Below are 22,428 nucleotides of genomic sequence, written 5' to 3'. Positions count from 1 at the left end.
ATTTTAGTAAATTTAAAATGTATGAAAAGTAATTCCTTATAGAAATTAATTTAGTTTATCTTTCATGGGTATGTTCATCATTTACGATTTAATGCGGAACAATTACGATTTAAAACAAAATACCATACTTGTAAGTGAGAAAGAAATATTTAGGCACCTTGGAAGCATTTTAAATATAACTATGTAAATACAGTAATTTAAGAAAAACCTAAATTATATCGGCGAGCCTCTATAATCGATTAAAATGATATACGTTCACATACAGTTGAATGTATGTACTTAGTCATTGATATAGTAAAAATTAGTTACTTAATTATTTAACATGTAGATAGCTGCTAAATACTGCAAGTTCTTGATCAAATGATACGTATTGATAAAATAACTTGTTCAGAAATCATCCTGACAGCGTACGAATAAGTGTAATAACTAAAGGTATATATCGATGTGAGTATTTTAGTTTACATAATATATATTATAGGAAGTTATATGTGTTATCTCAGGGGACCTATTCTTCCATGGATTAATCCACTTCTGATTAAATAGCGTTTATGATTTTCTTTTTAGTTAATATATACTTACATTGATATCATTTAACCACAAATTGTTTTACATGCTAAACTATATACATACTTATATATTAAGGAGTTATATATGAATATCATATTAGATATTGACGGTACGATTTGTTTTGATGGACAACAAATTAATCAAGATATTGTCGATCGTTTACTTAGTTTACATAATATAGGATATACCATTATTTTTGCTTCGGCAAGACCAATACGTGATTTATTACCTGTTTTACCTAAGCAATTTCATTTATTTCCACTTATTGGCGGTAATGGCTCTATCGTTTCTATTAATGGTCATATACGACCATTGGCAACTATTCAGCCTAAATCTTTTAAGGTAATCAAAGATGTTATTAACCACTATGATTTAGATTATATTGTAGATGATCAATGGGATTATGCTGCGCGTGTTGATGAGTCTCATACTATTTTTCGTCGTCTTGATCCACAGCGATTAGCACACAAATTAACACTCGATGACATTAAGGCACCGATTAAGACGATTTTATTGAATATTGCTAACGAAGACTTTGATGAAATTGCTGCTTATATAGCAACAACTGCACCTCATTTATCTCTGATTAATCATTCGAATGAACACAATATTGATATTACCGCTAAAAATATCAATAAATTTTCGGCTATTGAATCTATCCTTGGTAGTCAGCCAACCTATATTGCATTTGGAAATGATCACAATGATATTGAGATGCTACAACACGCTGAGATTGGCTATTTTGTAAATAATAATCAAATAGATGTTGCTATTCTTAAAAACGATAATAAAATTCAGTGTATTGATGCTAATACAGATGCCCTATGTCTTGTTTTAGATCAATTACTGGAAGATTTAGTTTAAAAATAAGTGAGTATATGCATTCGAATTATATTGAAAATGATTATCAATTTCAATATAATTGTTTCATAGGAGGCTTAATTATGAAAAATTCATTTAAATATATTGCTATACTCTTTTCAATCATCATATTACTTGCTGCGTGTGGCAAGGATTCGAATTCAAAAACATCCTCTTCCAAGGATACGATTACCGTTGACAATACATATGAATTTAAGGATAAAAATAATACCCATACTAAAGGTGAAATGAAAACCGAGAAAGTTAAGATTCCAGTAAATCCAGACCGAGTTGCTGTGTTGGATTATGGTGCACTAGATATTATGAAACAGATGGGATTAGAAGACAAAATTGTAGCTATTGCAAAAGGTAAAGGTGCAGCATTCTTGCCTACTTCCCTTTCTGAATTTAAAAATGACAAATATATTAACTTAGGTAATCCTGGACAACCTAATTATGATAATTTGGCAAAGGCTAAACCCGAAGTCATTTTCGCTTCATTTAGACAAGCTCATACTAAAACTTTAGATGAAATGAAAAAAGCAGCACCTAACGCTAAAATATTATTTGTAAGTCCTGACAACGATCATTATATTGATTCAATTAAAGATAATACAACGTTGTTTGGTAAAATTTTCAAAAAACAAGATGTAGCTAAAGATTTAAATGAAAAACTTAGTAAGAAAGTAGCTGAGACGAAAAAAGTTATCAATAACGATACGGTACTATTTCTAAACGTAGATGATAAAGGTGTTAAAGCATTTGGTCCTACAGGTCGTTTCGGTGGATTCCTAAATAAAGATTTAGGTATAACGCATGCCGACAAGTCTATGAAAGCAAACACAGCTGGTAATACAGTTACTTATGAATATTTAAATAAAGTAAATCCAGATAAATTGTTTGTAATAGATCGTACACAAAAAGGTAACGACAAAACCTTACCTTCTGCTTTAAATAATGATGTCATTAAAAATATGAAGGCAATCAAGCATAACCAAGTTTACCAATTTGAATCTAATGCGTGGTATTTTTCAGAAGGTGGTATTCAAACAACGATTGAACAATTAGATAAAATTGAAAAGGCATTTAAAAAATAATAAAGCACACCCCACTAAACATAATAAAAAACGTTTGAAACATCATGCTTAATGCATTTAGTTTCAAACGTTTTTTATTATCTATTGCGACGACGGAATGTTTCGTCATCATCTTCGTATTTACGTATTTCCTTTTCTAATTGTTTCTTTTTACGTTCACGACGCCAATTTCTAGTGAAATACCATAATAAAAAGCTAATAATTAAACTGATAATGGCTAAAAACGCAGCGTATCCAAGTAATGGTTGAAATGAAATGTCATAAAAATTAGGTATGAAAAATGCTAAAACAGCTAACGCAACAAATGTAATTACTGCGGATACAAACCATTTTTTTAGTACTAAAGCACTAAAGACAGTCAAAATGATCATTGCAACTATAGTAATCCATAAATAGTTTGGCATATCAAAAATAGTCATGTGTATCTCCAATCTAAAAAAAGTTCTTTTAAATACTATACAATAATACGTAATTAAATCATACATCTTTGCTTACGAGTTTAACTCGGCCTTAAGGCTTAATAATGAGTTTGAAAATAATATTGTGTATAATAGTTGTGAAAAATAATTGAGGGAGTGAAATATATGACGTCAGGTTTACCATTTAGAAAAGATGTTTCAGAATCAGAAAAATGGAATTTAAATGATTTATTTGAAAGTGACGCACATTTTTATGAAACGTTAGATAATGTCCTAAACCAATCAAAATCATTTAACCAACAATACAAAGGTAAAATTACTGATGCTACGATGATTAAAAAAGTGTTAACTGAATTTGAAAATATCCTTATTCAGCTTGATCGTCTAGGCAATTATGCAGAATTAAGACTAAGTGTCGATACAGCAAACACAGAGGCACAAACATTAAGTGCTAAATTATCGACAAATTATGGGAAAATTTCAAGTCAGTTATCCTTTGTAGAATCCGAAATTGTATTACTACCTGAGGATGTTATTAAACAAGCAATAGCTGAATCTGATGTGCCACACTACTTAGAAAAATTAATTGAAAGCAAACCATATCAATTATCTCCAGAAGTTGAGCAAGTATTGGCTAGTTTGTCACCTACTTTCCAAAGTGCCTATGAATTATATGGCACTACGAAAATGTTAGACATTGCCTTTGAATCATTTGAACATAATAATGTGACATACCCTATGGATTACGCTACATTTGAAAATGAATATGAAGATAATGCTGATCCTGAATTTAGACGTAAAAGTTTCAAAAGCTTTAGTAACGCATTAAAGAAATATCAACATACAACTGCTGCGACATATAACCAACATGTGCAACAAGAAAAAATCGAAGCAGATTTAAGAGGTTATGATTCTGTCATTGACTACTTATTACATGATCAAGAAGTTACTCGAGAAATGTATGACAGACAGATTGATGTGATTATGAGTGATTTAGCGCCAGTAATGCAGAAATACGCTAAACTATTACAACGTATTCACAAGCTAGACAAAATGCGCTTCGAAGATTTAAAAGTATCTGTTGATCCAAGTTATGAGCCTGAAATATCAATAGAAGATTCTAAACAATATATTCATGGTGCACTAAAGGTACTTGGTGATGACTATATTCAAATGGTGGAACATGCTTATAATCAGCGCTGGATTGATTTTGCACAGAATAAAGGTAAAGATACAGGTGCTTATTGTGCTAGTCCATATGCTACACATTCATATGTATTTATTTCTTGGACAGGTAAAATGACTGAAACATTTGTATTAGCACACGAATTAGGTCATGCAGGACATTTCACTTTAGCACAGCAACATCAACACTTGTTAGATTCTGAAGCATCAATGTATTTCGTTGAAGCACCATCTACTATGAATGAAATGTTAATGGCTAATTATTTATTCAGTAATAGTGAAGACCCTAAATTTAAACGTTGGGTCATTGGTTCAATATTATCACGTACGTATTATCATAATATGGTTACTCACTTATTAGAAGCTGCATATCAACGTGAAGTATACCGCAAAGTGGATAATGGTGAATCACTAACAGCGCCAGTACTCAACCATATCATGCAAGATGTTTATGAACAATTCTTTGGTGACGCTGTTGAGTTAACAGATGGTTCGGAATTAACTTGGATGCGCCAACCCCACTACTATATGGGATTGTACTCATACACATACTCTGCAGGATTAACCATTGGTACGGTTGTTTCACAAAAAATTAAGCAAGAAGGTCAACCCGCAGTAGATGCATGGTTAAACACATTACAAGCAGGTGGAAGCCAATCACCTGTTGCTTTGGCAAAAATTGCAGGTGTTGATATTACAACAGATGCCCCACTTAAAGCAGCAATCAAATATATTTCTGACTTAGTAAACGAAGCGGAACAATTAACAGATGAAATTGAACAACAAGGTTAAGTCATTACGTTTGTTGATTAATTTTAAAACCCTGAAAATAACTAGTTGAATCAGTTATTTTCAGGGTTTATTTACTTGATTTGGGTTATTTCATTTAGGAATAATTCTATGTTATTTATCGTAATGTTCACCAGTATAGAAATAATAAATACTTTCTGCTATATTTCTAACGTGGTCCCCGACTCTTTCAAGGTTTCGAGCTGCAAGGTGTGCTTGTCCGGCTACAAAAGGATCGTTATCGATTAGATATGTCGTGTTAACAATATTGGCATAAAGATCATCAATGTCTTTATCACGTTCAATCACTTCTTTAATCAATGTGATATCTTCTTCCTTTGTTGCGGTGTTAAGATCTTGCAACATTAGCATTGCCAATTTCCCCATCGTTTTTAAACGTGTTAACACATAATGATCTGTTATCTTTACTCGGAGTCTAATATGCGCGATATGTGCTGCATTATCTCCCATTCGTTCAAAGTCTGTGGAAATTTTTAAAGCTGCCATCATCATTCTTAAATCAGTTGCAATAGGTTGTTGCTTAGTGATGAGCATAATCACCTTTTCATTAATTTCATAGTCTAAATGATTAATCGTTTTATCATTTTCGATTACTTTTCTTGCATAATTTTTATCTTCTTCACTTAACGACACTAAAGCATGTTCTAGATTAAAATAAACACGAAGACCAAGGTGACGAATATCTTTAATTAAGTCACCCAATTGACCTTCGTATTTCTGTCTAATAATGGTCATCATAGTCGAATATTAACCGAAACGTCCTGAGATGTAATCTTCTGTTTGTTTATCAGAAGGATTAGAGAAGATTTTATCAGTGTCGTCATATTCGTTAACGTACCCATTAAGGAAGAATGCAGTTTTATCTGATACACGTGCAGCTTGTTGCATGTTGTGTGTAACCATAATAATTGAATAATTTTCTTTTAATTCTTGAACCAATTCTTCAACTCTTAAAGTAGAAATTGGGTCAAGTGCAGACGTAGGTTCGTCCATTAAAATGACATCTGGTTCAATTGCTAAACATCTAGCGATACAAACACGTTGTTGTTGACCACCAGATAAACCATATGCATTTGTGTGTAATCTATCTTTTAATTCATCCCAAATTGCAGCGCCACGTAAAGATTTTTCTACGATTTCATCTAATAGTTTCTTATCTTTAATACCGTGTGTTTTAGGGCCATAAGTAATGTTATCATAAATTGATTTTGGGAATGGGTTTGGTTGTTGGAACACCATACCAACATTCGTTCTTAATTTTTCTTTAGAATAATTTTCGTCAAAGATATTTTGATCACGGTAAAGAATTTTACCAGCAGTTTTGACTGAAGGTACTAATTCTACCATACGATTTAATGTTTTGATGTATGTTGATTTACCACAACCAGATGGTCCAATAATTGCTGTTACATTGTTTTCTAAAATATCTAAATTGATATTTTGTAAAGCATGTGTATCGCCATACCATAAATCTAAGTTTTGTGTTGAATACACTACTTTTTTATTCGTATCAGTTTCGTTATTATGTTTCACTTCATTTGATGAAACAACTGTTGAAATTGAGTCTTGAGATCGATTTGTATGTTGTGCTAATTCTTTCTCTTTAACATTTGTATTTGCCATAATTAAAAACTCCTTTATATCTGTAAGATTGAAACGATAATGATGCATGATTATAAACATGTCATTGTCGCTTCAATCTTCACTCCCTAATGAATGATGTATATGATTGGATTAATATTTTCTAGAGAACTTGTTACGTAAGAAAATGGCTACTGCGTTCATTAATAATAAGATGACTAGTAATACGATAATTGCTGCTGATGCAACATTTTGGAATTCAGCTTGAGGCATTTTAGCCCAAGTGTAAATTTGCGTTGGTAATGCTGTAAACATAGACATAATACTTGTTGGTGTTGCTAATAGAATCGTTGGTATACCAATTAAGATTAATGGTGCTGTTTCACCCAGTGCACGAGATAAAGATAGAATGAAACCAGTTAAGATACCAGGTAGTGCTGCAGGTAATACAACACGTCTAATGGTTTGCCATTTGTTTGCGCCTAAGCCGTATGAAGCTTCACGAACAGAGTTTGGAACAGCTCTGATTGCTTCCTGACTTGAAACGATAATAATAGGTAAAATAAGTAATGACATTGTTAAGGCTGCAGCGATAACACTATTACCCAAAGCAAGCGCTTGAATACCGCCACCACGAACGAACAATGTTAAACCTAGTAAACCAAATACGATTGAAGGTACACCGGCTAAGTTAGAAATGCTAATTTTAACGAAGCTCGTAAAGAAATTATCTTTCGCATATTCTTCTAAGTAAATTGCCGTACCAACACCTAAAATCATAGAGATTGGGATAATACTTACCATTAACCAAATTGTTCCTGCTAATGCACCTTTAATACCTGCTTGTGAAGGTGTAGAAGAAGAGAAACTCGTAAAGAAATCTGGTGTAAGATAACCAATACCTTTAACAAATGTTTGAATTAATAAAGCTGCAAGTACGATTAAAGCGATTACGATACATGTAAAGAATAACCATTTATTTAGCTTGTTCGTTTTGCCACGACTTGAAATATTTTTTTCTACTTTATTTTGGTCTATTAATGTTTTTGCTTTAGGATTTGTAGTAGCTGTCATATTAATACTCCTCTCTGAAGCGTTTCGAAATCCAATAAGAAATTAAGTTCATTATTAACGTGAAGATAAACAACGTGAAACCAACGGCATAAATACTGTAGTACATATCTGAACCGAATGTAGCATCACCAGTTGCAACTTCTACGATATAACCAGTCATCGTTTGAATTGAACTTGTTAAGTTTAGTGATGCTGTAGGTGAACTACCAGCCGCTAATGATACGATCATTGTTTCACCGATGGCTCTAGAGATACCTAGAACGATTGAAGCTACGACACCAGAGGCTGCAGCTGGTAATACTACTTTTGTAGCAACTTCGAATTTAGTTGATCCTAATCCGTAAGCACCCTCACGAATTTTATTAGGCACAGATGCCATAGCATCTTCACTCATACTTGTAATGACAGGAACAATCATGATACCTACTACAATTCCTGGGCTGACAGAGTTAAAACTATCAAGCGCTGGAATAAACGTTCTTAAAACAGGTGTTACAAACGTTAAAGCGAAGAAACCAAATACAATTGTTGGAATACCTGCCAAGATTTCTAGAATTGGTTTAATAATACGTCGTGCTTTGTCACTTGCATATTCACTTAAATAAATAGCTGCGCCTAATCCGATAGGTACTGCGACGATCGTTGCGATAACTGTAATTTTTAAAGTACCAATTACAAGTGCCCAGATACCATATTTAGGATCAGAACCTGTTGGGTTCCAGTCTTTAGTGAATAGGAATTCAACGATAGATACGCGTGTGAAGAATGTTATTGTTTCAGTTATCAAAGTGAATAGAATACCGATTGTAGTTAAAATTGAGATTGCAGCTATAATACCTAAAATAATGGGTACGATTTTATCACTAAAACCGCCCTTTTTAGCGTTATTTTTAGCTATCAAGTCTCTAACATTAGTTTCCGATGCCATATATAACCCTCTCTTTTTCTCCCAATAAATTTAAAAAAGCGCTAGAAATTATCAGGTAAACAATGAGTTCAAATTAACCTTAAAACATTTTAACAATCACCCATATATTGGAGAACAAGGTAGCAGAGTTGCTACCTTGTAATACCCCTTGAATAATTCCCAGCCCTTTGTTATTAATAATGATTATTATTTATCTGATTTTTTGTCATATTTGTCTAAGCTTTTAAGTTCATCTTTGTAAACTTTTTCTGGTGAAGCTACATAACCAGCATCTTCAGCAGATTTACCTTTGTCTTCTAATGTGAATTTGATGAATTCTCTCATTACGTCATTATCTTTTAATGATTTTTCTTTAACATATAAGTATAATGGTCTACTTAAAGCATATGAACCGTCTTTGATTGTTTCTTTAGTTGGTTCAGTAGTTTTGCCTTCATCGTCTTTGATTTTAACTTCTTTTAATTTATCTTTGTTTTGTTCGTAGAAGTTATAACCGAAGTAACCGATACCCTCTTTGTTTTTCTCAACTGATTGAACAATTACGTTAGTATCTCCGTTTTTCTCAGCTTTGATATCTTCTTTGTTCATTACTTCCTCTTCGAAGAAATCATAAGTACCATGACTTGAGTTTGGAGAGAATGCTTTGATTTCTTTATCAGGCCAGCTTGAATTTACATCTTTCCAAGTTTTAGCTTCGCCACTGTAGATTTTTTTCAATTGATCTTTAGATAATTCTTTAACGAAGTCGTTATCTTTGTTTACAGCAACTGTTACACCATCTTGTGCAATTTTGTATTCTTTATATTTAATATCTTTGTCTTCTAATTTTTGTTTTTCTTCATCTTTAATAGGTCTAGAAGCTTGTGAGAAATCAGTTTCGCCAGCGATGAATTTTTCAAAACCAGCACCAGTACCTGCTTGACCAGATGAAATAGTAGCGTTTGGATGATCTTTAGCCCATTTTTCGTTTAATTTTTCAACGATAGGAGCTACTGTTGATGAACCTTCACCTTTGGCTTCACCTTTAAGGTCTTTGCCATCTCCAGAACCACTTCCACTGCTATCTCCACCGCCACATGCGCCTAATAATACCGAAGCGCCTAAAACAGTTGTACCAACTAATTGCCATTTTTTCATTGAAATATCCTCCTAATAAATAACCCAAAATGTTATATGTATTTCTTACAGTCCTTATATTACATACCTTTCGTTAATACAAAATGGTTTAAATGTAAATTTTTTGTTAAGATTATAGAAAAATTAATACTAAGCATAAAGATTGTCTATGAAAATAAAAAAGGGGCTGGAGAGAATTCTTATCGAATTCATCTTCCAGCCCCACATGTATGACTAGCGGTTAGAAAAATTTCTTGAAATGACATAGCGTATTAAAACCACTATTTAAATAGAAGGAAAATGTTTGAATCGAGATGATTAATCTTTTTCTACACGACTCCAACCTTTTTTAGTTAAAGAAATTTTTCCTGTTTCAATATTGATAATTTTATGTTTGTATAAGTGACCAATGGCACGTTTGAATGAACCTTTACTCATGTTGAACACTTCTTTGATTGCTTCTGGGCTTGATTTATCCCAAAAAGGTAATTCACCTTCGTATTCGACTAATAAATCAAATATTACTTGACCATCATCATCAAGACGTTCATGAGCTAGAGGTAAAAATGAACCATTCAGTTCACCTTTATCGTTATGACCAATAATTCGAACTTCTACTTCTTCCCCTAAACGTGGCTCTTCTTTACGTTCTGATTCATGTACAAAGATTTTATAGCCATCATTTGATAGCAAGAAACTTCCTATTCTTAATAATCGATATGGTCTTGCTTTAATAAGTTCATTTTGTTTTTCGTCATCATAAACTGGCGTAAACATTTTTTCTACGATTGTTTCACTAGCTAGGCGCGCAAACATTTGATTTTCTCTATCGATACGCAATGTAACGAGTACATAATCTCCAGTTTGTGGCCATAATGATTTCACTTTCGGTAAATCCTCCCAAGGAATAAGTACTTCTCTTGGTAAACCAACATCTACACGTGCACCATCACGGTCTGTTTTTAACACTTTGGCAAAATCATATTTGTCTTTCGTAATGTCCGGCATATTTTGAGTTGCAAATAATTCTCCAGAACGGTTTGGATAGATGAAGAAACTGTATTCTTCACCTGTTTCTAATTCATCTTCATCATTGATTTCTGATTGATTTAATTTTACTTGTTCACCATTTGGACCTTTTAAAAGGTATGTAGAACCTTCTAAACCAATGACTTCTAAAAATTCAATTGAACCAACGATATCTTTATCTAATGCCATAATATTCTCCTTCAAGGGTTTGTATTCTACATCATTATAACATGCATAGTAAAAACAAGCATTCACACGTTTACATTTACATTAGGTCGAAACTCTATACAGAATATGATATAATTTTTGCGTTAGATAAACGATAAATAAAGGAGTAAATGCATGCTACAAGTAACTGATGTAAGTTTACGTTTCGGCGATCGTAAACTATTTGAAGATGTAAATATTAAATTTACTGAAGGTAATTGTTATGGACTTATTGGTGCCAATGGTGCTGGTAAATCAACGTTTTTAAAAATTTTATCTGGAGAAATTGATTCTCAAACAGGACACGTTTCAATGGGTAAAGATGAACGTTTGGCTGTTTTAAAACAAGATCACTTCGCTTATGAAGATGAACGCGTATTAGACGTCGTTATCAAAGGTCATGAACGTTTGTATGAAGTAATGAAAGAAAAAGATGCCATTTATATGAAACCGGATTTCAGTGATGAAGATGGTATCCGTGCTGCTGAACTTGAAGGTGAATTCGCTGAAATGAATGGTTGGAACGCAGAAGCGGATGCTGCTTCCCTACTTTCAGGTTTAGGTATCGCTACTGAATTACACGATAAACAAATGTCTGAATTAGAAAATAATCAAAAAGTGAAAGTTTTATTAGCTCAAAGTTTATTTGGTGAACCAGATGTACTTCTACTCGATGAGCCTACCAATGGTTTAGATATTCCTGCCATTAGTTGGTTAGAAGATTTCTTAATTAATTTCGATAATACAGTTATTGTTGTATCACATGACCGTCACTTTTTAAATAATGTGTGTACACATATTGCTGATTTAGATTTCGGTAAAATTAAATTATATGTAGGTAACTATGATTTCTGGTATCAATCAAGTCAATTAGCTCAAAAAATGGCTCAAGAGCAAAACAAGAAAAAAGAAGAAAAAATTAAAGAATTACAAGACTTTATTGCACGTTTCTCAGCAAATGCTTCTAAATCTAAACAAGCGACAAGTCGTAAAAAACAATTGGAGAAAATTGAATTAGATGATATTCAACCTTCTTCAAGACGTTATCCATATGTTAAGTTCACGCCAGAGCGTGAAATTGGAAATGATTTATTAACCGTACAAGGTCTATCTAAAACGATTGATGGTGAAAAAGTACTTGATAATATCTCATTCACTATGAATCCAAATGATAAAGCGATATTAATTGGAGATAGTGAAATTGCTAAAACAACACTATTGAAAATTTTAGCTGGTGAAATGGAGCCAGATGAAGGTACATTTAAATGGGGTGTAACGACATCATTAAGTTACTTCCCTAAAGATAACTCAGAATTCTTTGAAGGTGTAGACATGAATTTAGTAGATTGGTTACGTCAATATGCGCCTGAAGATGAACAAACTGAAACGTTCTTACGTGGATTCTTAGGACGTATGTTATTTAGTGGTGAGGAAGTTAAAAAGAAAGCGAGTGTACTTTCTGGTGGCGAAAAAGTTCGCTGTATGTTAAGTAAAATGATGCTTTCAAGTGCGAACGTTTTACTATTGGATGAACCTACGAACCATCTTGATTTAGAAAGTATTACAGCAGTAAATGATGGCCTTGCTTCATTTAAAGGTTCAATCATCTTTACGTCATATGACTTTGAATTCATCAATACGATTGCAAACCGTGTCATTGATCTAAATCAACCAGGCGGTTTATCTAAAGAAGTCCCTTATGAAGAATATTTACAAGAAATTGGTGTATTACAAAAATAAATTTATAATTTAAAATAAGGTTGAGATTAAAGTATATCGTTTAGAACACGTCGATTAAGTTCTAGAATAGGATTACTTTGTGTCTCAATCTTAATTTTTTATACTGATCAAAGGTCTCAACACTGAAATTTTTACACTTTTAATTCATATTTACCTTCATGATGAAAAATAGCCTTTAATTTTTCAGTCTATTTCAAAAAATCACAATTATCGGTTTACAGACACAATTGCCATATGTATAATATAAAACATAGCAATTGAATAAGAAATTGATGAGGCGCATCAATCATTAGTATATATTAGATACACTGTCTGCAACAGCTAATATAGAAAGGGTGCGATGCCGAAATGAATCATAATCGCAGGTATGATTTGTTGGACTTTGTGGTTAAGAGCTGAGAGTTTGTCATTATTTAAAAATAATGGAGTGCATCACTTGTATATAAATTATGAGCAAGTTCGAGCATTCCGAACTTGCTCTTTTTTTATAACGTGTGCCTCCCCTAATCTGTAGGAGGTATCGTATTGAAACGAAGTGTTTTGAAATTTGGCGGTTCATCCGTTGCTGATTTTACAAAAATAAAAAATATAGCTAAAATGCTGAAACGTCGAGTAGACGAAGGTGAACAATTAATTGTAGTAGTCAGTGCCATGGGGAAAACAACAGATCAAATAATGGATAATGTCTTCCATTTGACTGCGACACCTAAAGATGAAGAACTTGCACTGTTACTTACTACTGGTGAACAACAAACGGTATCCTATTTATCAATGGTGTTAAATGATATCGGCGTGACTGCTAGAGCCATGACTGGTTATCAAGCAGGTATTAAAACGGTTGGTCATCATTTGAAAAGCAGAATTGCAGAAATTGATTCGAAAACCTTTGATCAAGCTTTTCAAGATAACGACATTTTAGTCGTAGCAGGCTTTCAAGGTATCAATGATGAGTTAGAACTTACAACTTTAGGTCGCGGTGGTTCTGATACAACGGCAGTTGCCTTAGCAGCAAGTAATCAAATACCTTGTGAAATATATACAGATGTTGATGGTGTCTATGCAACCGATCCAAGAGTTCTTAGTCGAGCAAAGCGCTTAGATTATGTATCTTACGAAGAAATGATGGAAATGAGTGCACTTGGTGCAGGTGTACTTGAAACCCGTAGTGTTGAGCTTGCTAAGAATTACGATATACCACTGTATTTGGGAAGAACACTATCAAATGTGAAAGGAACGTGGATTATGCCAAGAACAGAAATTCTAGAAAAGAAAGCAGTCACGGGCGTCGCTTTAGATAAACATATGATGCATGTAACGATAAGCTACCCCCTACCTGACAATCGTTTGTTAACGCAATTGTTTACAGCGTTAGAAGATGGCTCAGTTAATGTAGATATGATATCGCAAATCGTTAACATCGAAGGGCTACAATTATCGTTTACGATTAAAGATAGTGATGTGCATCAAATTTCACATATTTTAAGTGCGCTTTCCGCTCAATTTGAAGCTTTAGATTATAAAATTAATGAAGCCTATGTCAAAATTTCATTAATTGGTTCAGGCATGAGAGATATGTCAGGCGTAGCATCCAGAGCGTTTATTACACTAATTAACGCCAACATCCCTTTTTATCAAACAACAACTTCAGAAATCAGTATTTCATATGTCATTGACGCTGAAAATGGCGAAAAAGCCGTAGAGCGATTATACGAGGCATTTGATATATAATTCATATAACATTTAAATTAAATTTTAGGAAAATTCAAACAAATATTATTGGAGTGATAAATTATGACAAAATTAGCAGTGGTTGGAGCAACAGGATTAGTTGGAACAAAAATGTTAGAAACTATTGATCGTAAACACATTCAATTTGACGAATTGGTCTTATTCTCATCTGCAAGATCTGCGGGGAAAGAAGTTGAATTTCAAGGTCAAACATATGTTGTTCAAGAACTAACAGAAGATGCAGCTAGTGCCCACTTTGACTATGTTTTAATGAGTGCTGGTGGCGGTACAAGTGCACAATTCGCCCCTATTTTTGAAAAAGCTGGTGCAATCGTTATTGATAATTCAAGCCAATGGCGAATGACTGAAGATGTAGATTTAATTGTACCTGAAGTTAATCAACCAGAATTCAAACGTGGTATTATTGCCAATCCTAACTGTTCAACAATTCAATCGGTAGTGCCATTAAAAGTGTTACAAGATCAATTTGGTTTAAAACGTGTGGCATATACTACGTATCAAGCAGTTTCGGGCTCTGGTATTAAAGGTAAACGAGATTTAGCAGAAGGTGCAAATGGGAAAGAACCAGAAGCATATCCACACCCTATTTACAATAATGTGTTACCTCATATCGATGTGTTTTTAGAAAATGGATATACAAAAGAAGAACAAAAAATGATTGATGAAACACGCAAAATTTTACATGAACCAGATTTAAAAGTCACAGCTACATGTGCCCGCGTTCCGGTACAAGATAGCCATAGTGTTGAGATTGACGTTACGCTTGATAAAGAAGCAACTGTACAAGACATTAAAGCGTTATTCGATAAAGATGATCGTGTTGTATTAGTTGATAATCCTGACAATAATGAGTATCCTCAGGCACTTACTTCTACTGGTAAAGATGACGTGTTTGTTGGTCGTATTCGTAGAGATGACTCATTGGATAATACGTTCCACGTATGGTGTACGTCAGACAATTTATTGAAAGGTGCAGCCTTGAATGCCGTGCAAGTATTAGAGCAAGTAATCAATTTAAAAGGAGCTAGATAATATGCCACATTTATTCGAAGGTGTAGGTGTAGCACTTGCTACCCCATTCAAAAATAATGAAGTTGATTATAATGCATTAGAGAGACACGTAGATTTCCTTTTAGAAAATGGTGTAAAAGCTATTATTGTTAATGGAACTACAGCTGAAAGCCCTACTTTAACTGAAGAAGAGAAAGCGCATATTCTAGAATCAGTAATTCAACAAGTCAATCATCGTGTGACAATTATCGCAGGTACAGGTACTAATAATACTGCCAAATCTATTCAAGCATCACTACGCGCAAAAGCACTTGGTGCGGATGCAATTATGCTGATTACACCCTACTACAACAAAACGAATCAACGTGGTTTAATTAAACACTTTGAAACGATTGCAAATGAAGTTAAATTACCTGTAGTACTTTATAATGTACCTTCTCGAACAAATATGACGATTGAACCAGAAACGGTTGAAACATTAAGTCATAATCAATACATTGTTGCAATTAAAGATGCTACAAATGATTTTGATTATTATGAAGATGTAAAACGTCGTATTGATCAAGAAACTTTTGCGTTGTATAGCGGTAATGATGACAATGTTGTTGACTTTTATAATAGAGGTGGCAATGGTGTTATATCGGTTATTGGTAATGCTATTCCTAGAGAATTCCAAGCATTATACGATGCGAAACAACGTGGAGAAGATATTTCAAAAGATTTTGAACCGATTGGTAAATTATTAAGTGCATTATCTGTTGATGTTAACCCTATTCCGATTAAAGCGTTAACGAGTTATCTAGGATTCGGAGATTATGAATTACGTTTACCACTGATTCCTTTAGAAGTAGAAGATGCTAAAGTATTAATTGACGCATTTCAACAATTTAAAGCAGGTGAACTTTAATGAAAATATTACTTATAGGTTATGGCGCAATGAATCAGAGAGTGGCACGTTTGGCAGAAGACAAAGGTCATGAAATTATAGGTGTTATAGAGCCACAAAACAATGAAACAACGCCATATACGCATTACAGTCATATTGCTGATGCGCAAAATGAAGCGGATGTGGCCATAGACTTTTCAAATCCTAATCTATTATTACCTCTACTTGATGAGCAATTTCAATTGCCTTTAGTGGTAGCTACTACTGGTGAAAAGGAAAAAATAGTTGAAAAGTTAAATGAATTAGGTCAAAGCATGCCTGTCTTCTTTAGTGCAAATATGAGTTATGGTGTGCATGCATTAACTAAAATATTAGAAGCTGCAGTGCCGCTTTTACAAGATTTTGATATTGAGTTGACTGAAGCACATCATAATAAAAAAGTAGATGCCCCTAGTGGCACATTAGTTAAATTATATGACGTCATCAAAGACTTACGTCAAAACAGTACACCTGTATATGATCGTCATGAGCGCACTGAACAACGCAGTAAAGATGAAATTGGTATTCACTCTATTCGAGGTGGCACTATAGTTGGTGAACATGACGTGTTATTTGCTGGAATAGACGAAACCATTGCAATTACGCATAAAGCACAGTCAAAGGATATCTTTGCTAACGGTGCCATTACTGCCGCAGAAAAATTAATAAATCAATCTAATGGTTATTACACGTTTGATAATTTATAAAATATAAAATTCTATCTATTATTAAGGAGAGTTCAATTATGGTACAACACTTATCAGCTGAAGAAATTATTCAATATATCAGTGATGCTAAAAAATCTACACCATTAAAAGTATATGCCAATGGACATTTTGATGGTGTTACCTTCCCAGAATCTTTTAAAGTATTTGGTTCTGACGATTCTAAAGTTATTTTTTGTGAAGCAGATGATTGGAAGACATTCTATGAAGTAAATCAATCTGTAATTACGGAGTTAGAAATTGAAATGGATCGACGAAATTCAGCTATTCCGCTTAAAGATTTAACGAATACGAATGCACGTATTGAGCCAGGTGCATTCATTCGAGAACAAGCAATTATCAAAGATGGCGCTGTTGTAATGATGGGTGCAACGATAAATATTGGTGCAGTTGTTGGCGAAGGCACTATGATTGATATGAATGCAACACTCGGTGGTCGTGCTACAACTGGTAAAAATGTACATGTAGGTGCTGGTGCTGTGTTAGCAGGTGTTATTGAACCCCCTAGCGCCTCTCCAGTAATCATTGATGATAATGTGTTAATCGGTGCGAATGCGGTTATCTTAGAAGGCGTTCATGTTGGTGAAGGTGCAATTGTTGCTGCTGGTGCTATTGTCACTCAAGACGTTCCAGCTGGTGCAGTTGTTGCTGGTACACCAGCCAAGGTCATTAAACAAACTTCTGAAGTTGAAGATTCTAAACGTGAAATCGTTTCAGCATTAAGAAAATTGAATGACTAATACGATGTGTATTTGATAAGTGTCTGTGACACAATTTATTATTTTATGGCTATAATGCATGATTGTAATAGCTGACTGAACTGAGAAGGCGCTTAACATAAGCTCTTCTCAGTTTTAGTTATTCTCGAGAGTGATGACGCGCAAGTATGACGCGTTATTCTTTCTCTATTCTCACACTTTAATCATATTTTAAATTACAATCACACCATACATAAAAAGATGAAATAAGTTACAATAATGATAAGACGAATATAGTAAACAAAGGAATGATATGATGAGCGAATTAGAGTTTGTAACGAAACATAGAAGACATTTACATCAACATCCAGAATTAAGTCTACATGAGTTTGAGACAACAGAATACATTACACATTTTTTAGATGACTTAGGGGTTTCTTATGAGAGACCGCTTGAAACAGGTGCAATTGCTTATTTAAAAGGTAATAGTGATCATACCGTTGCATTTCGTGCAGATATTGATGCGTTACCTATTTTTGAAGAAAATGATGTTGACTATCGTAGTCAAACAGACAACGTGATGCATGCGTGCGGCCATGACGGTCATACAACGGCATTAATGTTATTTGTTAAACGTTGTAAAGAGATGTTTGATAAAGGGACACTACCGCATAATGTTGTATTTATATTCCAACCTGCTGAAGAAACTGGTGGCGGTGCGAATCGCTTAATTAAAGCAGGCGCGTTTAATAATTATCCAATAGAAGCCGTTTTTGGCATTCATGTTAATCCATTTGCAGATGAAGGACAAGTTGTAATCCGCGATGAAGAAATTACAGCCAGTGCAACTGAGTATCGTTTCTTCTTAAAAGGGCTATCAAGTCATGTTGCAGATAAAGAACAAGGTCATTCTTGTGGCGAAGCGCTATTACATGTTCTAAATCAAGTTGGTCAGATACAGCAGTATCATCTTAACGGATTGAAACGAAACATTGTTCATATGGGACATTTTGAAGCTGGTGAGGCAATAAATACAGTAGCTAGCCACGGATATTTAGAAGGTACAATTAGAACGTATGACCCTAATGATTTGAATGTAGTTAAAACTCAAATGCATAAAATTGCTGAAAGTGTAAGTTTATTATTTAACGTAGAATGTGAAGTGAAATTTGAAGAAGGCTATCCTCCTACGATGAACAGTCCTAAACTACGTGCAAGTGTAGAACAAGCAATTAATGCTGCGAATCTAGAAGTAATAGATAAGCCCCTACCTTTCTTATTTGGTGAAGACTTTAGTTTCTATGGCCAACAACTTGCGCCTGCTTACTTTGCATTCGTAGGTACACGTAACGAAGACAAAGATTTTGTAACTGGCCTTCATACCTCTCATTTAAATTTTGATGAAAAAGTATTAATTGATGTGGCAAATTATTATGAACAATTGTTAATGCATTATGGAGAGGAGTAATTCACATTGACAGCAATATGGTCCGTCGATAAAGAAGCGTTTTTACAAAATGCTATTCAAGTTAAAAATGATAATTCAATAATGGCTGTAGTGAAGAACAACGCTTATCATTATGGTTTGGCGTTTGCTGTTACCTCTTTTTTGAAAGCAGGAATCCATACATTTAGCACTACTTCTTTGAAAGAAGCCATTAAAGTACGCGAATTAGCACCTAATGCCACGATATTCTTGATGAACGCAGTTTATGATTTTGAAAAAGTAAGAAAATATCAAATTCAAATGACCTTACCGTCATTAGCGTACTATTATAAATATAAGAATGATTTAAGTGGTATCAAAGTGCATCTCGAATATGAGAATTTACTTCATCGTTCTGGATTCAAAACATTAGAAGAAATTAAAGAAGTTATTGAAGACCATCTAGCGAATACAAACGAAGATAAAATGATTATTAGTGGCGTATGGACCCACTTTGGTTATGCGGATGAATTTGATGTTCCAGAGTATGGTGTAGAGCGAGAGGCTTGGATAAATGTGGTGAATGCATTGTTAAAAGAGGGTTATCAGTTTGATTTCATTCATGCGCAAAATAGTGCAAGCTATTATCGTGAAGGTCAAATACTATTACCGCAACATACCCATGCACGTGTAGGCATCGCGTTATATGGTTCTCGTCCTTATAGTCGATTAGACACACAGATTATTAAGCAATCACTGACTGTTAAAGGTAATGTGATTCAAGTGCGTGAAGTCAATGTTGGTGATTATTGTGGGTATAGTTTCGCATTCGAAGCGACTCGTGATCACACACGATTAGCAGTTGTAGACATCGGTTATGGTGATGGTATCCTTAAATCGAGAGCTAAACATGACGCATTAATTAATGGTAAGCGTTACCCTATTCGCGCATTAATGATGAGTCATATGTTTGTGGAAGTTGATGATGAAGTCGATGCACAAGATGAAGTGATATTATATAATAACGATATACGCATTGATGAATATACATTCAAAGGTGTAGGCGCTAACTCAGAACAACTTAGTGCGATGAATCATGATTCTCTCATAAAGGAGTATAGATAAAATGGCAGTAAAATATAATGATTATGGTGAATTAACAATGGCAGGCACAAGTTTAAAGACGCTTGCTCAAAGCTTTGGTACCCCTACTATTGTTTATGATGAAGATGAAATCCGCAATCAAATGCGTAGATACCATAAAGCTTTTCAAGAAAGCGGTTTGAAATATAATATTTCTTATGCATCTAAAGCTTTCACTTGTATACAAATGGTTAAATTAGTACAAGAAGAGGATTTACAATTAGATGTAGTATCTGAGGGTGAATTATATACTGCATTAGAGGCGAAATTTGATCCTAATAAAATTCACTTCCATGGTAACAATAAAACAAAACATGAGATTCGATATGCTCTAGAAAATGGCGTTGGTTACTTCGTCATCGATTCTCTTGAAGAAATTGAATTAATCGATAAATACGCAAGTGATTCGGTGGATGTAGTTATACGTGTTAATCCAGGTGTTGAAGCGCATACACATGAGTTTATTCAAACAGGACAAGAAGATAGTAAATTCGGTTTATCTATTCGTCATGGTTTGGCTATCGAAGCGGTTAATAAAGTGCGTGATTCAAAACGTCTACATTTAAAAGGCGTTCACTTCCATATCGGTTCTCAAATCGAGGGTACTGAAGCAATGATTGAAACTGCTAAAATAGTACTAAATTGGTTATCTGACAATGATATTAAAATTGAGCTGCTTAATATCGGTGGAGGTTTTGGTATTAAATATATTGAAGGTGATGTTAGCTTCCCTATTGAGGAAGGCATCTCAGAAATAACTAACGCAATTAAAGCGGAAACTGATAAATTGAATTATGAAGTGCCAGAAATAGGTATTGAACCTGGTCGTTCAATCGTTGGTGAAGCTGGTATAACATTATATGAAGTTGGCACAATTAAAGAAATTCCTAATGTGAATAAATATGTATCGATTGATGGCGGTATGAGTGATCATATTAGAACAGCTTTATACGATGCGAAATATCAAGCGTTATTAGTGAATCGTCATGAAGAAGCTGATGATACGGTAACGATTGCTGGTAAATTATGTGAATCAGGCGATATTATTATTCGCAATGCGAAACTCCCTTCTTCTGTTCAACGTGGTGATTACCTAGCGATTCTTTCTACAGGAGCATATCATTACTCAATGGCTTCTAATTACAATCAAATGCAGAAACCACCTGTGTTTTTCTTAAAAGATGGTAAAGCACGTGAAGTTATTAAACGCCAATCATTACGACAATTGATTATTAACGATACTAAATAACAATTATCAATTTTAAAAATAATTCTAAAGAATGTTAAAAGAAAAATTTAAACTTAAAACCTACGTAGACTTTATAAATTTTGCTACGTAGGTTTTTAATATCTTAATAATTAATTCTATTATATATATATTAATATTGTATTTTTTTAAAAATAAGTTTTGATACAAGATATATAACTACTATGTATACTAAAGTAATAACACTCATTATTAATAAATTTTGCGAAAAGCTAATATTACTATCTAATTTGATAAAATTAGAAGGGAAAAGCTTAATTTTATCAATACTGTCTGTAACTTTTATGAGAATAAATCCTGTAATTAAAGTAATAATAGTTACTCCAGTATTAAAACGTATAGATGCAATAAGTGATAAAAATATTAAAATAGCATCGGTAAAAAATAAGCCTATCAAATTTGTCATTAGATAATGATTATATTTAGTATCTTTTAATAATAAAGAATGTGATGAATAATCATGATTATTCACAAAATATAAATAAACAATTATTGAGGATACACATAATATAATTAGAAAAGTAATATAAACTATAATGATTGATAAAAATTTATTATTAAAAATTTTATTTCTATTCTGATCTTTGAAAAAAAGAAGACGACTAGTACTAATTTCATTATAGAATAATATTGATGCTAAATAAGCAACTATTATTAATGATAGCATTGACTTTTGCTGGGTATCATATATCGCAATAAAGGTTTCCAAAAAGTTTACACTACCAGCTTGACTAGCTGAGAGTGATAAGAAATTACTATTTAAAAATTGTGCTAAAAATATTAATAAAGGATATAGACCTAAAATTAAAAGTAACCATGTGGCACGTATCTTAAAAACAAACATGAATATAAATTTAAACATTAGTAATA

The 22,428-nt window shown here is 33.4% G+C and carries 20 protein-coding genes and 1 riboswitch; of the genes, 12 read left to right on the top strand and 8 right to left on the bottom strand.

Translation table 11 applies throughout. The annotated features are described in order from the left end of the window. Window positions 1–651 precede the first annotated feature (651 nt). Window positions 652–1,431: an HAD-IIB family hydrolase gene (locus AK212_RS10845; protein ID WP_053030937.1), complete on the top strand. Its 780-nt coding sequence runs from the start codon at window positions 652–654 to the stop codon at window positions 1,429–1,431. Between the two features lie 80 nt (window positions 1,432–1,511). Further along, window positions 1,512–2,525, top strand: coding sequence for a siderophore ABC transporter substrate-binding protein (locus tag AK212_RS10840; RefSeq protein ID WP_053030935.1), 1,014 nt, complete (start codon window positions 1,512–1,514; stop codon window positions 2,523–2,525). A 77-nt stretch (window positions 2,526–2,602) separates the two neighbouring features. Here AK212_RS10840 and AK212_RS10835 read toward each other — a convergent pair whose 3' ends face one another. Beyond that, complete coding sequence (locus AK212_RS10835; RefSeq protein ID WP_053030933.1) at window positions 2,603–2,944, bottom strand: hypothetical protein; 342 nt, start codon at window positions 2,942–2,944, stop codon at window positions 2,603–2,605. 165 nt (window positions 2,945–3,109) lie between these two features. On the opposite strand from AK212_RS10835, the gene pepF reads away from it, so the two are divergent. After that, entirely contained in the window at window positions 3,110–4,921 is a 1,812-nt protein-coding gene (gene pepF / locus AK212_RS10830; RefSeq protein ID WP_053030931.1) for an oligoendopeptidase F, read from the top strand. 111 nt (window positions 4,922–5,032) lie between these two features. Here pepF and phoU read toward each other — a convergent pair whose 3' ends face one another. From phoU to cvfB, 6 genes are all read right to left on the bottom strand, one after another. Next, window positions 5,033–5,674, bottom strand: coding sequence for a phosphate signaling complex protein PhoU (gene phoU / locus AK212_RS10825; protein ID WP_053030929.1), 642 nt, complete (start codon window positions 5,672–5,674; stop codon window positions 5,033–5,035). 12 nt (window positions 5,675–5,686) lie between these two features. Next, complete coding sequence (gene pstB / locus AK212_RS10820) at window positions 5,687–6,562, bottom strand: phosphate ABC transporter ATP-binding protein PstB (RefSeq protein WP_053030927.1); 876 nt, start codon at window positions 6,560–6,562, stop codon at window positions 5,687–5,689. A gap of 111 nt (window positions 6,563–6,673) precedes the next feature. Further along, on the bottom strand, window positions 6,674–7,594 hold the full coding sequence (gene pstA, locus AK212_RS10815) for a phosphate ABC transporter permease PstA (protein ID WP_053030925.1): 921 nt from the start codon (window positions 7,592–7,594) through the stop codon (window positions 6,674–6,676). Between the two features lies 1 nt (window position 7,595). Continuing rightward, complete coding sequence (gene pstC / locus AK212_RS10810) at window positions 7,596–8,522, bottom strand: phosphate ABC transporter permease subunit PstC (RefSeq protein WP_053030923.1); 927 nt, start codon at window positions 8,520–8,522, stop codon at window positions 7,596–7,598. A 186-nt stretch (window positions 8,523–8,708) separates the two neighbouring features. Further along, window positions 8,709–9,659 (bottom strand): PstS family phosphate ABC transporter substrate-binding protein, encoded by a 951-nt coding sequence (locus tag AK212_RS10805; RefSeq protein ID WP_053030921.1) that lies wholly within the window; start codon window positions 9,657–9,659, stop codon window positions 8,709–8,711. A gap of 297 nt (window positions 9,660–9,956) precedes the next feature. Then, window positions 9,957–10,856 (bottom strand): RNA-binding virulence regulatory protein CvfB, encoded by a 900-nt coding sequence (gene cvfB / locus AK212_RS10800; protein WP_053030919.1) that lies wholly within the window; start codon window positions 10,854–10,856, stop codon window positions 9,957–9,959. Between the two features lie 153 nt (window positions 10,857–11,009). Between cvfB and AK212_RS10795 the strand changes: the two genes are divergently transcribed. The 9 genes from AK212_RS10795 to lysA all read left to right on the top strand — a co-directional run bounded on the left by AK212_RS10795 (window position 11,010) and on the right by lysA (window position 21,540). Beyond that, a complete protein-coding gene (locus AK212_RS10795) occupies window positions 11,010–12,614 on the top strand; it encodes an ABC-F family ATP-binding cassette domain-containing protein (RefSeq protein WP_053030917.1) in 1,605 nt (534 codons plus the stop codon). A 264-nt stretch (window positions 12,615–12,878) separates the two neighbouring features. Then, window positions 12,879–13,055, top strand: a riboswitch (Lysine riboswitch). An 84-nt stretch (window positions 13,056–13,139) separates the two neighbouring features. Beyond that, window positions 13,140–14,342 (top strand): aspartate kinase, encoded by a 1,203-nt coding sequence (locus AK212_RS10790; protein ID WP_053030915.1) that lies wholly within the window; start codon window positions 13,140–13,142, stop codon window positions 14,340–14,342. Window positions 14,343–14,405: 63 nt separating this feature from the next. Further along, a complete protein-coding gene (locus AK212_RS10785) occupies window positions 14,406–15,395 on the top strand; it encodes an aspartate-semialdehyde dehydrogenase (protein WP_053030913.1) in 990 nt (329 codons plus the stop codon). Window position 15,396: 1 nt separating this feature from the next. After that, window positions 15,397–16,281: a 4-hydroxy-tetrahydrodipicolinate synthase gene (dapA, locus tag AK212_RS10780; protein WP_053030911.1), complete on the top strand. Its 885-nt coding sequence runs from the start codon at window positions 15,397–15,399 to the stop codon at window positions 16,279–16,281. Continuing rightward, complete coding sequence (gene dapB, locus AK212_RS10775) at window positions 16,281–17,006, top strand: 4-hydroxy-tetrahydrodipicolinate reductase (RefSeq protein WP_053030909.1); 726 nt, start codon at window positions 16,281–16,283, stop codon at window positions 17,004–17,006. The genes dapA and dapB overlap by 1 nt, the downstream gene beginning before the upstream one ends. Before the next feature lie 38 nt (window positions 17,007–17,044). Continuing rightward, window positions 17,045–17,764, top strand: coding sequence for a 2,3,4,5-tetrahydropyridine-2,6-dicarboxylate N-acetyltransferase (dapD, locus tag AK212_RS10770; RefSeq protein ID WP_053030907.1), 720 nt, complete (start codon window positions 17,045–17,047; stop codon window positions 17,762–17,764). Window positions 17,765–18,038: 274 nt separating this feature from the next. Beyond that, window positions 18,039–19,190, top strand: a complete 1,152-nt coding sequence (locus tag AK212_RS10765) for an amidohydrolase (protein WP_053030905.1) — start codon at window positions 18,039–18,041, stop codon at window positions 19,188–19,190. Window positions 19,191–19,196: 6 nt separating this feature from the next. Further along, on the top strand, window positions 19,197–20,273 hold the full coding sequence (locus tag AK212_RS10760) for an alanine racemase (protein WP_053030903.1): 1,077 nt from the start codon (window positions 19,197–19,199) through the stop codon (window positions 20,271–20,273). Window position 20,274: 1 nt separating this feature from the next. Further along, a complete protein-coding gene (gene lysA, locus AK212_RS10755) occupies window positions 20,275–21,540 on the top strand; it encodes a diaminopimelate decarboxylase (RefSeq protein ID WP_053030900.1) in 1,266 nt (421 codons plus the stop codon). 130 nt (window positions 21,541–21,670) lie between these two features. On the opposite strand, the gene AK212_RS10750 is transcribed toward lysA, so the two are convergent. Then, on the bottom strand, window positions 21,671–22,420 hold the full coding sequence (locus AK212_RS10750) for a hypothetical protein (RefSeq protein ID WP_053030898.1): 750 nt from the start codon (window positions 22,418–22,420) through the stop codon (window positions 21,671–21,673). Between the last annotated feature and the right edge of the window lie 8 nt (window positions 22,421–22,428).

Origin of the sequence: Staphylococcus borealis, assembly GCF_001224225.1 — a bacterium.
GTDB classification, from domain to species: Bacteria; Bacillota; Bacilli; order Staphylococcales; family Staphylococcaceae; genus Staphylococcus; species Staphylococcus borealis.
The sequence above is the reverse complement of the archived record's forward strand: the minus strand, read 5'-3'. Positions and strand labels throughout refer to the sequence as shown.

Bases quoted from the DNA above. Each gene is read 5' to 3' on its own strand.
- AK212_RS10845 (WP_053030937.1), top strand. From the start codon at position 652: ATGAATATCATATTAGATATTGACGGTACGATTTGTTTTGATGGACAA.
- AK212_RS10840 (WP_053030935.1), top strand. From the start codon at position 1,512: ATGAAAAATTCATTTAAATATATTGCTATACTCTTTTCAATCATCATA.
- AK212_RS10835 (WP_053030933.1), bottom strand. From the start codon at position 2,944: ATGACTATTTTTGATATGCCAAACTATTTATGGATTACTATAGTTGCA.
- pepF (WP_053030931.1), top strand. From the start codon at position 3,110: ATGACGTCAGGTTTACCATTTAGAAAAGATGTTTCAGAATCAGAAAAA.
- phoU (WP_053030929.1), bottom strand. From the start codon at position 5,674: ATGACCATTATTAGACAGAAATACGAAGGTCAATTGGGTGACTTAATT.
- pstB (WP_053030927.1), bottom strand. From the start codon at position 6,562: ATGGCAAATACAAATGTTAAAGAGAAAGAATTAGCACAACATACAAAT.
- pstA (WP_053030925.1), bottom strand. From the start codon at position 7,594: ATGACAGCTACTACAAATCCTAAAGCAAAAACATTAATAGACCAAAAT.
- pstC (WP_053030923.1), bottom strand. From the start codon at position 8,522: ATGGCATCGGAAACTAATGTTAGAGACTTGATAGCTAAAAATAACGCT.
- AK212_RS10805 (WP_053030921.1), bottom strand. From the start codon at position 9,659: ATGAAAAAATGGCAATTAGTTGGTACAACTGTTTTAGGCGCTTCGGTA.
- cvfB (WP_053030919.1), bottom strand. From the start codon at position 10,856: ATGGCATTAGATAAAGATATCGTTGGTTCAATTGAATTTTTAGAAGTC.
- AK212_RS10795 (WP_053030917.1), top strand. From the start codon at position 11,010: ATGCTACAAGTAACTGATGTAAGTTTACGTTTCGGCGATCGTAAACTA.
- AK212_RS10785 (WP_053030913.1), top strand. From the start codon at position 14,406: ATGACAAAATTAGCAGTGGTTGGAGCAACAGGATTAGTTGGAACAAAA.
- dapA (WP_053030911.1), top strand. From the start codon at position 15,397: ATGCCACATTTATTCGAAGGTGTAGGTGTAGCACTTGCTACCCCATTC.
- dapB (WP_053030909.1), top strand. From the start codon at position 16,281: ATGAAAATATTACTTATAGGTTATGGCGCAATGAATCAGAGAGTGGCA.
- dapD (WP_053030907.1), top strand. From the start codon at position 17,045: ATGGTACAACACTTATCAGCTGAAGAAATTATTCAATATATCAGTGAT.
- AK212_RS10765 (WP_053030905.1), top strand. From the start codon at position 18,039: ATGAGCGAATTAGAGTTTGTAACGAAACATAGAAGACATTTACATCAA.
- lysA (WP_053030900.1), top strand. From the start codon at position 20,275: ATGGCAGTAAAATATAATGATTATGGTGAATTAACAATGGCAGGCACA.
- AK212_RS10750 (WP_053030898.1), bottom strand. From the start codon at position 22,420: ATGTTTAAATTTATATTCATGTTTGTTTTTAAGATACGTGCCACATGG.